Source organism: Anoxybacillus sp. P3H1B, assembly GCF_001560855.1.
Lineage (GTDB): Bacteria > Bacillota > Bacilli > Bacillales > Anoxybacillaceae > Anoxybacteroides > Anoxybacteroides rupiense.
The window spans coordinates 291,922-304,031 of sequence record NZ_LPUG01000012.1; the positions used below are offsets into that span (position 1 = coordinate 291,922).

Sequence of the window (12,110 nt, forward strand, 5' to 3'; positions counted from 1 at the left end):
GGGGTGAACGAGATGGCAGATGAGAAACGGAAAAATTTAACGGCGGTACAGCAGGATTATCAAGCATTTGCAAAAGAACGGGAAACGAAGCGTCCAGTGTTGAAAAATTGTATTCGCGCTTTTTTCGTAGGCGGGTTGATTTGTGTAATCGGCCAGGCCGTTTCTTATTTTTATATGTATTTTTTTGATTTTACTGAACAAACAGCCGGCAATCCGACCGTGGCAACGATGGTCTTTTTGTCGATGATTTTAACTGGATTTGGTATTTATGACCGAATCGCTCAATTCGCTGGAGCTGGAACAGCCGTACCGGTAACGGGATTTGGAAATGCCGTCATTTCCGCAGCGATTGAACATCGGACAGAAGGATTTGTTTTAGGAGTCGGCTCCAACATGTTTAAGCTGGCGGGTTCTGTCATTTTATTTGGCACCTTTGCTGCTTTTGTCATTGCCTTAATTAAAACGATTGCCGTGAAATGGGGTGGGCTCGGATGATGAAAGGACATCGCACCTGGATATTTGAGAACAAGCCTGCCATTGTTGCCGCAGCGGCAGTCGGAGGGCCATTTGAAGCAAACGGACGCATTGCCGATGATTTTGATTTGCTGCATGAAGACCTTTGGCTCGGGGAAGAATCATACGAGAAGGCTCATAAAGTGCTGCTGGAAGAAGCCTTTTTTAAAGCTATGGAAAAAGGCAACATTACAAAAGAACATATACAATTTATCATTGCCGGTGATCTCATTAACCAAATGACACCGTCCAACTTTGCGGCCAAAACAATCGGCGCCCCTTATATTGGCGTGTTTGGAGCCTGCTCTACTTCAATGGAAGGGCTTGCGCTTGGAGCCTTTATTGTGAATCATGGCGGAGCGCAATATGTTTTAACGGGCGCGTCAAGCCATAATACAGCAGTAGAAAAGCAATTTCGCTACCCTACTGAATACGGCGGACAAAAACCGCCGACGGCTCAATGGACGGTAACAGGGGCTGGGGCAGCGCTAATCAGCAGCAGCGGAGCCGGACCCCGTATCGTTGCTGCGACAATGGGCCGCGTGGTGGATATGGGATTAACGGATCCGTTTAACATGGGAGGAGCGATGGCGCCCGCTGCCGTTGATACGATTGAAGCGCATCTGCGCGATATGCAAATGGACAGCTCGGATTACGACTTAATTGTAACTGGAGACTTAGGAAAAATTGGACGGCAAGTGTCGCTCGATTTATTGCGGGAGCATGGATTGAATCTTGATGAAGAAAAATACCAAGATTGCGGCTTGCTGATTTATCGTGAAGGTCAGCCCGTATTATCGGGAGCGAGCGGTGCGGGGTGCTCGGCAGCTGTTGTATATGGACATTTGCTCAATCGCATGAAGCGAGGAGAATTGAAAAGAATCCTCGTCGTAGCAACAGGAGCCTTATTATCGCCGTTATCGTTTCAGCAAGGTGAAACGATTCCATGTATCGCGCATGCAGTCGCGATTGAATATGGAGGGGATGAAGAATGATGGGAATGTTTTTTTGGGCGTTTGTTGTTGGTGGGATCATTTGTGTGATTGGTCAAATTATGATGGATGTGTTTAAGCTGACCCCAGCTCATACATTAAGCATTCTTGTAGTCGCTGGTGCGGTTTTGGATGGCTTTGGCTTATATGAGCCATTAATTGATTTTGCCGGAGCTGGCGCCACCATTCCGATTACAAGCTTTGGGAATGCTCTCGTTCATGGAGCGCTTCAAGAAGGGGAACAGCACGGCATTATTGGTGTATTAACGGGCATGTTTGAGGTCACAAGCGCAGGAATTTCAGCCGCGATCGTCTTTGGATTTATTGGTGCGTTATTGTTTCGCCCAAAAGGATAAGGAGGAAAGCTATGACTGTTGCTTCACAAGTTAAGCAAAGCTTGGCCAGCCTAAAAAGTATTCGCGCTTCTTTTCAGCAATTCGCTCTTTCTTCAAGGGATGAACAGGCGCAGCGAACATTTCATGAGGCGATGATGAAAACAGAGGAAATCATTGCTGATTTAAAGCAGCGCATTAGCCAATTAGAGCGAGAAGAACCACAATATCATGGAAAGTAAGGAGCATGATCAATGCCAATATGGTTAGAAGCATCGATACGATCCGCTTCCATTTTGATCGGATTGTTTATCATTACAAGAATGTTAGGAAAAAAACAATTATCGAAGCTGTCTTTTTTTGAATATATTGTCGGGATTACGGTCGGCGATATTGCGGCAGCTATGTCGGTCGACCTCAGTATTAATCTAAGGGAAGGAATCCCCAGCATTTTAATATGGTCTTTAGTTCCTGTTGCCGTCTCGTATATTTCATTGAAAAATAAAAAGTTCCGCGATTTTGTCGAAGGGAATTCAACGGTTTTCATTAAAAACGGAAAAGTATTAGAAGATAACTTGAAAAAGGAAAAATACACGATTGATGAATTGATGGAGCAGCTGCGAAAAAAAGACGTATTTCGTTTGGCAGACGTCGAATTTGCCGTATTAGAACCGAATGGAGATTTAAACGTTTTATTGAAAAGGGAAAAACAGCCTCTAGCGGTTGGCGATGTCTTTCCAAATGCTCCAAACGAAAAAGAGCCGCAGACGGTGATTATGGATGGAAAAATTCTAGACGAACCGCTCTCAACTGCCGGATTAAATCGCAGATGGCTCCAAATGGAGTTAGAGAAGCAAGGGGTAACGTTGGAAAATGTTTTTATTGCCCAAGTGGATTCATACGGCCAGCTAACCGTTGATTTATATGATGATAAAATTCAAATACCGGAAGCGTCAGAAAAGCAACTGCTACTGGCGGCTCTGAAAAAGGTCGAGGCAGATTTTGAGATCTTTGCTTTAGAGACAAAAGCAGAGGAAGCGAAGGCGATGTATCAGAAAAATGCGGAAAAAATTCGTAATCTGTTGGCAAAAGTAGAGCCGTTATTAAAAAATTAAAAGGGAGTGGCCTGAATGAAGAAAAAAGTGACAACAACAGATGAGGATATAAAAATATCGTTAAAGAAAAAAGAGACGGAACAGCCCGCTTATACGACCGATGAAGAAATCGACATTAAATGGACATACAACGACGAGCATGTGACGCCTCATCCAAAGGAGTATGAAGAGATTGACTACTAGGATCTTGTAAAAAGGGTGCCCGATTTAGCAAAACCTCGGGACACCCTTTTTAAGTAGATCGAAACGCTATTTTTTCGCGATGTAGTTGCATAATGCGTGCGGTCTCGGAAAGAGCGAGGGAAAACGAATGAATTCCACTGGCTTATTCCGCTTTATTTAGAGAAAACGGATCGTAAAAATTCTTTTACTTCCTCAGGCGTTTTAGCATTAGCGCTGTGAAGATGAGCCGTTTTTTCGCCTTTTTGAAACACAAGCAAGCTAGGAATGCCCATTACCTGGTATTTTTCAGCCAGCTCTGGCACATGATCACGATTGATTTGAAACCAATCGTATTGTGAATATTCATTGACAATATCAGCGATGAACATATCCATGCGCACACAATCAGGACACCATGTTGTATAAAATTTGACAATAACCGGCTGTTCCCCGGAAATGACCTCTTGGAATTGATCAATGGTTTGCAACTCTTTCAACCGAAATTCCTCCTTATTCACATGTTGAATTCATCCGCTTCTACTTTATCATATTTTGTTCGTAAAAAAGAATCGATATGTCTTATCACAAGTGTTGATAATATAACAGATGTGTTGATGATCCAATAAAAACCCATTGACATTGCTTGACCCTATTGGAGTCCATATAGCCTATTATGATGATAGGCAGGTTTATAAATATGGAGGTATCCACACTACTTATGCGTCATGCTCAACAAACAGAAAATTGAACCTATTATCATTTCAAAAGAAGAATCCCCGTTTTTTCCACAACCGAAGGCAAGTCAGTGCTTCTTTCCGCCCTCAAAACATCCTTACTTTTATGCCAATTTTTTAATTTTCCGAATTTATCGCGCACATTGTTTGGCTTTTTGCATAAATAATCTGATAGAAAGGCGGTGAAGGGATGAGCGAAAAATTTGAAAAAGCATTGCGGGATATCGCCAAATCTAAGCATGAAGGACATGACCAATTTATTAAACGATTTGAAAAGTGGGGACAGGAATTTGAACAAAAAATAAAGGAAATTGAAAAAATGAACGGCCAATTTTTAAAAGATATTGAAGGAAATATCGGCTATATCAATAGCTGGTTTGGGAAAAAAGGAAAACAAATGGAGCGAATTTTCCGGAATTTTAAATCATAAGCGCCCATACCGTTTTCGTCATTCCTGCATACGATAGAACTACCAACATGCAAGGAGGTGCAACGCAATGTTTGGATATTGTGGATACGGTGGTTATGGTGGTTATGGCTACGGCGGCGGCGGTTATGGTTACGGTTCTACATTCGTGTTAATCGTCGTGTTGTTTATTTTGTTAATTATCGTGGGTGCGGCGTTTGTAGGTTAATGAACCGAAGGTACGGGCTGGTTGAGAAAAGAGCAGCTCGTACTTTTTCTTTGAATGGATGCACTTCTTATTCGTTTTTTCATACGATGTAATAGTAAAAGGGAGGATGGAAAGATGGATAACCAATTTTTTAAAAACGTTGAAAAGAAAACAGGCGTGAATATGAAAGATATATTTGAACTGGCTAATTCATTACAAAACGCAAACTTTAAAGATGAGCAAACAGTGCGCGGGGTTGTAAAGCGAGTAGCGCAAATCGCTAATCGAAAAGTGCCGAAAGAATTAGAAGACCAAATTGTGAAGATGATCACCAAAAACGGTAAACAACTAGATTTTAATACCATTGCGAATATGCTGAACAACAACAAAAAGTAACGAGGAGGGAGTCTCTATACGGGAGCTCCCTCGGTCGTTTGCCGAACCAATTCTTTTAAAAAGCGTGATGGCTGAGCGGTTTTCATTCGTCTATGTGCTGGAACAGATAGATGAAGTGAACGTTTCGCTCTTGTAATCGCAACGTATAGGAGACGTCGCTCTTCTTCTAAGGGAAGCGGGTCTCCATTGCGATTTGCTTCCATGGCATAGTCATGTGGAATACTTCCTTCCACTGCTCCCAACACGTATACATACGGATATTCCAATCCTTTGGCCCGATGAATCGTCGAGAGCTGAATGGCGTTTGGGGCTGTCTTTTGCTTGGACAGCTGTCTGGCAGCTTCCATCATCGTGTCCACATGTTTGAGAAACGCGGGAACGGTTTTAAACTTTTTGGCTACTACCTTTACATCCCGAATATCATCGCTCCCCTTTTCAATCACATTGCCTTCATTTCCTCGTTTTTTAAGAAACTCTGAAAATCCCATTTCCGTCTCAATCATCTCAATCGCCTCAATTGGCTTCAACTTCGCTAAGCTTTTGAAGAAAGGAAAAATGTTTTTTAATTTTTTTCTTTGAAATGGATAAATCGACGATAAGCTTGTTAAAGCCTTCAAAAGCGAACAATCTTCAAGAATGCTTACGGCCTTTATTTCTTGAAGAAGCGACTGCTTTAAAAAGAGAGACACAAGCAGATCGTTGATGGCTTCTTCATGATTGGGATCCAGACTAAGCCGCAAATAAGCAAGTAAATAACGAACAAAGCGGCGTTGATAAAAAGATTCGCCGTCCTGCTCCACAACAAAAGGAAGTCCGGCCTGCACGAGACGTTCAAAAATCGCACGCGATGTGGTATGAGTACGATAGAGGATGGCAAAATCGCTAGGTTTAGCTCCGTGCTGAAGCCGTTCTTTAATATCCTCCACTACCATTGTCGCCTCTTCTTCTTCATCATACGGAAAAAAGAAAAGCACGGGTTCATCATCGGCAAATTGCGCCCTCATTTGTTTGCTGCGTCGGAAGCGATTTCGCGAAATGACAGTGTTGGCGACTTCTACGATATGATGGGACGAACGATAATTTTCAGTAAGGGCAACGACTTTCGCTTCAGGATAGTGACGATCAAATTCTAAAATGAACGAGGGATCAGAACCGCGAAATGAATAAATCGCTTGGTCATCGTCGCCGACGGCGCAAAGATTTCTCGTATGAGCACATAGCATATTGATAATGTCGTATTGCACGCGGTTAATATCTTGAAATTCATCGATTAAGAAATAACGAAACCGATCCTGGTAGCGCGCAAGCAAAGAAGGCTGCTCCGTTAGCATTTCGTAGCACCCTAACAGCATATCATCGAAGTCGAATAATCCTCGTTCCTGCTTCATCTCCTCGTAGCGTTTATACAAATAAAGAACTCGCTCTTCCCATTGGCCGCTGCTTCGAACACGTTCCACAGTGGCAAGTGTGTTTTTCCAATAAGAGATTTGTTGTAGCGCTTGATCATAGGCAAATTCGCGTTCATCTAAATCAAGCTCGCGTCCCGCTTCTTTTATCATTTGTTCCTTCTGCCATTCCCATTTTAGCAGACGGCTCGAATGCCAGCGCTGTGGATGGAAATGGACAAGCATGCGGTAAAAAATGCTGTGAAATGTGCCAGCTACAAGCCGGGATAAGATTGCTTGATTCATATTTTGATATGTAAGAAGCCGCGCTTTCATTTCATTTGCTGCTTTTGCCGTAAATGTTACAAGCATGATCGCAGAAGGAGGGATGTTTCGCTCCCCGATCATATAAGCTGTTCGTGCTGTTAGTACACGTGTTTTTCCGCTCCCGGCTCCCGCTAATACAAGCAGCGGTCCTTCAATTGTTTGCACCGCTTGCAGCTGGGAGGCGTCTAAAGGAAGCGATGCAATGGCCGGCGCCTGCTGCTCGCTTGGGATTGGTTGGGTTTTCAAAAAAGGTGACGCAGCCTGATAAGCGAGCGGTTTTCGCCATTCTGGATGTTCGAATGGTTTGATTGCAGAGGAAGGGGAGCAAACGTGTCTCTCCTCATGGTAAAAATGTGGCTGTTGTTGAATGCCTAAATATAGTTGAACTGGATCGCCGCATATCGTACAGGTAATCTGTCCGCGCAAGGCGGCCTCATATAACGCTTCATATTTTTCTCTGGGCAGTGACGCAAGCCGCAGCGTTTTTCCTTTATAAACTGCTTTATCCATTATCGAAAGCTCCTTTTTGTCTTTTGCGAACGTCAATGTTTATCTTAACAAAACATAAGATGAGAAAAAAAGGATTTGTTTGTGAAGGAGCGAATTTAAATAAAAAGGAGGAATCCAATATGTATACAGTGGGGTTTCCATATGATTCCTTTTTTAATTATGCGAATCGACCTGGACGAACGCATTCGGGGGTGCCGGCGGCATTTCCGATTACAGCATGTAGCCGAATAGCGGAGCAAAACAACGCGGCTACTTATCAGCGTTCTCGATCTAGGCGTCCCGACAAAGAAAAACAAACAGCCGCTGCTCGGTTTGAAGCAGAGCTGACAGGCAAAGGACAACGGTTGAATCAATCCATTTAAGCTGGAGGAGTTTCATGAAGCTGATTCGTATTAACCATCATTGCTATTATTTTCAAGGAGCTGTGAACATTGGCTATGTTTGCGATGGAGAGGTAGGAATTTTGATTGATGCGGGGCTTGATCAAGGAGCGATGAGAAAGGTATTGAATCAATTGGATCAGGAACGTCTGCCGCTTACTCACCTTCTTATCACTCATGCTCATGCGGATCATTACGGAGGAGCAGCGTATTTGCAAAACAAGCGAAACATTTATACGATGGCTCCTGTTTTAGAAGAAGCGATTTTGCGCAATCCAGTGCTTGAACCGATCTATTTGTTTCAAGGAAATTGGCCGACGCTGGATATGCGAAATAAGTTTTTGGAAGGAGAAGCGATCCGGATTGATGAGGTAGTGAGCGAAGGAGTATGGGACATTCAAGGCATCCAAATCAACAGCATCGCTTTGCCAGGACATAGCTATTATCAGCTGGGCTATCAGATTCACGATGTGCTGTATGCGGGCGATGCCTTTTTTGGACGAGAAACATTACAAAAGCATAAAATCCCTTATCTTGTGGATGCCGATCAAACGCTGCAAACCCTTAAATGTTTGCTTGAATGGCCTGTAAAGCGCGCCGTTCCTGGGCATGGGGCCTATGAAGAAGATGCTGAGGAGCTAATTCGCCAGAATATCGCTTGGCATCAGCGCGTACTCGAAAGCATGGAGGATGTGATCAAAAACGCGCCAGACGGATTGAGCCATGAACAATTGGTTCGCGAAATGTGTACGCGCTGGGAGATCGAGACAAGCCGCCTTTCTTCATGGGTGCTATATCGCACCGCTATAACCGGCTACTTGTTAAAGCTGGTCAAGGATGAAAAAGCTGTGCTTTCCATTCAGCGGCATGCATTGTGGATTGCGCCTTATGAAAAAAGGACCGTATGATGATTACGGTCCCAATGGTTGTAGACAACGTCCATGTTGACGTTGTCTACAACCATTTTTATATCCTTTATTGATGGTGATGGTTTCACATCGGACTCGCTTGAAAATGATTGGCAGACAAGGAGCATAGACGAGCAAAGACGAGAAGCGAATGAAAGCGTTCATAAGCGGACTGACGCAGTTTGAAGGACCGTATGATCATACGGTCCTAGAGTGTTTTTATCATCGTCACATGCGGAATGCCTGCATCCATAAATACGCCGGAAACGGTTTCATAGCCGAGCTTTTGATAAAAAGGTTCAGCGTGTGTTTGCGCATTCAATTTCGCCTGCAGTAAACCGCTTTCTCTGGCAAATTTCTCGATGCGCTCCATAATCAGGCGACCGGCTCCTTTGTTGCGATAATGGGGCAAAATGCAAATGCGCTCCATTTTGCCGATGCCATCCCCGATCATGCGGAGCCTTCCCGCTCCCACCGGCTGGTTTTGTGCGTAAAGAACGAAATGCACGGAGTCTTCTTCAAAAAAATCGATTTCCTCTTCTTCAGGAACGCCCTGCTCCTCAATAAATACTTTTCTCCGCACAAAAAGAGCGTCGCTGTACAGCTCTTGATCGTCTTTTCTGCCGAATGCCACTTCCATGCTATTCTCGGTCCTTTCCAAGCAGGAAGGTTTCATACACAGTCCAAGCGCCATCCTCCAGCTGATAAAGCAAATGGAAGCGATCGGCTGTTTCTTCAAAATGCACCGTTTGCATTTTAAGCCGCCCAAATACATCAAAATACTCAGCGTCCGATAAATTGCGGCCAATCGTAATATGCGGGACAAACGTATAATCAGATTGGTCTGTAAGAACACCGCTGTGCAATTTTTTATAAAGCTCCTGAAGCGTCTCGTTTGGCTCCACTTTTAAATAAATGACGTTGTTCACCGGATAAAACGAGCTGAATTTTGTAATTTTTAACGGAATTACATCGGTTTCCGCAGCAATTTGGCGAAGCGTTTTAATAATCGTTTGCGCTTGAATGTCGTCCGCTTCGAATACGTTTTTCAGCGTGATATGCGGCGGAATGAGTGCGTAATGGCTATCATAGCGTTTTCGGTATGAATTCGCAAAATCCTGTATCTGTTTTGATGGAAAAAGAGCAATCCCGTATTTCAACTCAATCCCTCCCTATATTGCGGTATTATTTAATTATAACAAAATTTTGAAAAATATTATAGTGTAACATTGCGCTAAAGAGAGAGAATATGTTCAAGCGCTTTCGGAAGATCAGGCTGCCAATACGTCCACGCATGATCGCCTGCAAATTCCTCGTATTGATAAGAAAAACCTTTTCGGACAAAAAGATCATGTGCCTGCCGATTCGGTGTCACAAAATCTTCAATGTTGCCGTTTGTCGTTTTTACCGCTGTTTCCTCGCTGCCGATGGAGTGATAGACATGAAGCAGATGCGGATCAGAAAAATGCTCCATTTTCTTGATGATCGCTTCATTGATGTACGGTGATTGCATCGCGATTTTTCCAAACGTATGCGGATATGTAAGACCAGCTAGCAGCGAAACGGTTCCACCTAAGGAATCGCCGATTAAGGCGCGGCCCATTCCCATTTGATAGGTAGGAAACTCTTGATCTAAATAAGGCACAAGCTCCGTCGTTAAAAATTTCAGATAAGCGGCATGCTGTTTGCCGTTTGGATGATATTTTTCGTAGCGGTCATGGACATCTTTATATGGAATGCCGACGACGATCGTACGGTCAATTTTTTGTTCCTCCATCAGTTTCTCAATCACGCGCCCGACTTTTCCAAACATGAAATAATCTTTTCCATCTTGGGCGATTAAAAGAGAATATTTATAAAGTGGAGAAAAGGTGCTTGGCACATAAATCAACAGTTTTACTTCCTCATCGAGTTCCCGGCTGTAAATCGTTTGTTCATTGACTACTCCTTTTTGTATCATCATTGCTTGCATCCTCCATCATAAAATAAAGGTTCATCAATATTGTAACATATTTTCGACAAAGTATGTCATGCTCAAGCATTTATATAGTGGCCGCTTCACAATGGGATCGATAGGGAATTCAGCAATCGAATGGTCTGAAAGCGGCGTTGCTCCGGCTTTTGTCCCCCAAAAAATGCGCTCGAACAACAGGATACTGACAGTTCCATCGATTATGTGGATCGCTTACCTGCTCATTTGAGTGTGAATACGTCAAGTGAGAGCGATCGAGAAGGTGTTTGGCTGTCTTTGTCAAACTTATGATTACAAAAGCGGTTTTATGGGGACGGAAGGGGGAGCGACAGGTGGAGAATGTGATTTTTCAGCATCAAATTTTAGAGGCGGTCATTAATAACGCTTATGAATGGATTGTTGTGGTAGATGAGAAAGGGAACATTATTTATATGAATAAAAATTATTGTGAATTTTTGGAGAGGAAACAAGAAGAGGTAATCGGAAAGCATGTGACAGAGGTCATTGAAAATACGCGAATGCATATTGTAGTCAAGACAGGGAAAGAAGAGATCGCTGATTTGCACTACATTAAGGGAAATTATATGATTGCGAACCGCATTCCCATCGTGGTGGACGGAAGGGTTATTGGCGCGGTGGGTACGGTCATTTTTCGAGATACAAATGAATGGAAGCGGATGAATAGCCATATTAAAAGTTTATTGTTGCAGCTGCAAACCTATTTTCAAGAATGGACGGAAAACAATGGAGCGAAATATACGCTGACGGATTTAATATCGTGTTCAAAGCAAATGGAAGAATTAAAGGAAAAAGTCAAACGAATTGCTGATAGCGATATTTCTGTGCTCATCCGCGGGGAAAGCGGCACCGGCAAAGAATTGTTCGCTCACAGCATCCATCAGCTCAGCAGCAGAAGCCAAAAACCGTTTGTTAAAGTCAATTGCGGCGCCATTCCCGAGCATTTATTGGAATCCGAGTTATTTGGTTATGAGGAAGGAGCCTTCACAGGCGCCAAAAAGGGCGGAAAGAAAGGCAAATTTCAGCTCGCTGACGGCGGCACCATTTTTCTTGACGAAATTGGCGATTTGCCATTGCATATGCAAGTCAAGCTGCTGCGTGTGCTGCAGGAAAAAGAAATGGAGCCGATCGGCTCGATAAAGACGGTATCTGTCGATGTCCGAATCATTGCCGCTACCAATCGCCCATTAGAAAAAATGGTAGAGGAAAAACGATTTCGCGAAGATCTTTATTATCGAATTAATGTGATTCCATTTGTGATTCCGCCCCTGCGCGAACGGCCAGGGGATATCGAAATGCTCGCTTATCATTTTATGAAAAAAATCGCCAAGCGATCAGGGAAAAGAGTGAATGCAATCAGCGCAGAGGTCATGAAGCTGCTGCGACAGCATGTGTGGCCGGGGAATATTCGTGAATTAGAAAATGTCATGGAGGTGGCGGTTCATTTTGCCAATGGCGAAACGATTACAGTGGATGCCCTTCCGGAATATTTGAAAGCGAATTCATCTTATCAAATGAAAGGAAAAACACTAAAAGAACTGCTGGAGGAAACAGAAAAAGCAGCGATTCAACAAAGCCTGCAGCGCTGCGGCCGTGATAAACAAAAAGCCGCGAAAGAACTGGGCATCAGCAAATCAGCCATGTATGAAAAAATCAAAAAATACGGTTTATCATAATGTAAAGATTCCACTTTTTCGGAAATCATTCCGGGAAAGCGGAATCTTTTCGTCATATTGGGATGTATATCTTGTC

The 12,110-nt window shown here is 43.4% G+C and carries 17 protein-coding genes; 12 read left to right on the forward strand and 5 right to left on the reverse strand.

Annotation, left to right across the window (positions count from 1 at the left end; translation table 11 throughout):
• The first annotated feature begins 12 nt into the window (after window positions 1–12).
• Genes spoVAC through AT864_RS18140 form a run of 6 tightly spaced genes read left to right on the forward strand, consistent with a single transcriptional unit; the run spans window position 13 to window position 3,135 of the window.
• On the forward strand, window positions 13–495 hold the full coding sequence (gene spoVAC / locus AT864_RS08735; protein WP_066148336.1) for a stage V sporulation protein AC: 483 nt from the start codon (window positions 13–15) through the stop codon (window positions 493–495).
• Entirely contained in the window at window positions 492–1,508 is a 1,017-nt protein-coding gene (gene spoVAD, locus AT864_RS08740) for a stage V sporulation protein AD (RefSeq protein WP_066148338.1), read from the forward strand. Before spoVAC ends, spoVAD begins: the two co-directional genes overlap by 4 nt.
• Window positions 1,505–1,861: a stage V sporulation protein AE gene (spoVAE, locus tag AT864_RS08745; protein WP_044744175.1), complete on the forward strand. Its 357-nt coding sequence runs from the start codon at window positions 1,505–1,507 to the stop codon at window positions 1,859–1,861. The genes spoVAD and spoVAE overlap by 4 nt, the downstream gene beginning before the upstream one ends.
• A gap of 11 nt (window positions 1,862–1,872) precedes the next feature.
• Complete coding sequence (locus AT864_RS08750; RefSeq protein ID WP_044744176.1) at window positions 1,873–2,079, forward strand: DUF1657 domain-containing protein; 207 nt, start codon at window positions 1,873–1,875, stop codon at window positions 2,077–2,079.
• Window positions 2,080–2,091: 12 nt separating this feature from the next.
• Complete coding sequence (locus tag AT864_RS08755; RefSeq protein ID WP_066148340.1) at window positions 2,092–2,952, forward strand: DUF421 domain-containing protein; 861 nt, start codon at window positions 2,092–2,094, stop codon at window positions 2,950–2,952.
• Between the two features lie 15 nt (window positions 2,953–2,967).
• The gene (locus AT864_RS18140) at window positions 2,968–3,135 is read left to right on the forward strand and encodes a hypothetical protein (RefSeq protein WP_172798647.1); all 168 of its coding nucleotides are present in this window, start codon (window positions 2,968–2,970) and stop codon (window positions 3,133–3,135) included.
• A 152-nt stretch (window positions 3,136–3,287) separates the two neighbouring features.
• On the opposite strand, the gene AT864_RS08760 is transcribed toward AT864_RS18140, so the two are convergent.
• Window positions 3,288–3,632, reverse strand: a complete 345-nt coding sequence (locus AT864_RS08760) for a thioredoxin family protein (RefSeq protein WP_304440073.1) — start codon at window positions 3,630–3,632, stop codon at window positions 3,288–3,290.
• Window positions 3,633–4,038: 406 nt separating this feature from the next.
• On the opposite strand from AT864_RS08760, the gene AT864_RS08765 reads away from it, so the two are divergent.
• From AT864_RS08765 to AT864_RS08770, 3 genes are all read left to right on the forward strand, one after another.
• Window positions 4,039–4,278, forward strand: coding sequence for a hypothetical protein (locus AT864_RS08765; RefSeq protein ID WP_044744179.1), 240 nt, complete (start codon window positions 4,039–4,041; stop codon window positions 4,276–4,278).
• Window positions 4,279–4,345: 67 nt separating this feature from the next.
• A complete protein-coding gene (locus AT864_RS17545) occupies window positions 4,346–4,483 on the forward strand; it encodes a YjcZ family sporulation protein (protein WP_080860649.1) in 138 nt (45 codons plus the stop codon).
• 114 nt (window positions 4,484–4,597) lie between these two features.
• Window positions 4,598–4,858 carry a stage VI sporulation protein F gene (locus tag AT864_RS08770; RefSeq protein ID WP_044744180.1) on the forward strand — a complete coding sequence of 87 codons (261 nt, stop codon included), beginning with the start codon at window positions 4,598–4,600 and terminating at the stop codon, window positions 4,856–4,858.
• Between the two features lie 14 nt (window positions 4,859–4,872).
• Here AT864_RS08770 and AT864_RS08775 read toward each other — a convergent pair whose 3' ends face one another.
• Window positions 4,873–7,080: a UvrD-helicase domain-containing protein gene (locus AT864_RS08775; RefSeq protein WP_066148342.1), complete on the reverse strand. Its 2,208-nt coding sequence runs from the start codon at window positions 7,078–7,080 to the stop codon at window positions 4,873–4,875.
• 119 nt (window positions 7,081–7,199) lie between these two features.
• Here AT864_RS08775 and AT864_RS08780 point away from each other — a divergent pair, with 119 nt between their 5' ends.
• Both AT864_RS08780 and AT864_RS08785 read left to right on the forward strand, forming a co-directional pair.
• Entirely contained in the window at window positions 7,200–7,442 is a 243-nt protein-coding gene (locus AT864_RS08780; RefSeq protein WP_044744182.1) for a hypothetical protein, read from the forward strand.
• Between the two features lie 14 nt (window positions 7,443–7,456).
• Window positions 7,457–8,368 (forward strand): MBL fold metallo-hydrolase, encoded by a 912-nt coding sequence (locus AT864_RS08785; protein WP_044744183.1) that lies wholly within the window; start codon window positions 7,457–7,459, stop codon window positions 8,366–8,368.
• Between the two features lie 208 nt (window positions 8,369–8,576).
• Here AT864_RS08785 and AT864_RS08790 read toward each other — a convergent pair whose 3' ends face one another.
• From AT864_RS08790 to AT864_RS08800, 3 genes are all read right to left on the reverse strand, one after another.
• Window positions 8,577–9,008, reverse strand: a complete 432-nt coding sequence (locus tag AT864_RS08790; RefSeq protein ID WP_066148344.1) for a GNAT family N-acetyltransferase — start codon at window positions 9,006–9,008, stop codon at window positions 8,577–8,579.
• Between the two features lies 1 nt (window position 9,009).
• Window positions 9,010–9,528, reverse strand: a complete 519-nt coding sequence (locus AT864_RS08795; protein WP_044744185.1) for a YjcG family protein — start codon at window positions 9,526–9,528, stop codon at window positions 9,010–9,012.
• 74 nt (window positions 9,529–9,602) lie between these two features.
• Window positions 9,603–10,331 (reverse strand): esterase family protein, encoded by a 729-nt coding sequence (locus tag AT864_RS08800; protein ID WP_044744186.1) that lies wholly within the window; start codon window positions 10,329–10,331, stop codon window positions 9,603–9,605.
• 350 nt (window positions 10,332–10,681) lie between these two features.
• On the opposite strand from AT864_RS08800, the gene AT864_RS08805 reads away from it, so the two are divergent.
• Window positions 10,682–12,034, forward strand: a complete 1,353-nt coding sequence (locus AT864_RS08805; RefSeq protein ID WP_082063703.1) for a sigma-54-dependent Fis family transcriptional regulator — start codon at window positions 10,682–10,684, stop codon at window positions 12,032–12,034.
• Window positions 12,035–12,110 lie beyond the last annotated feature (76 nt).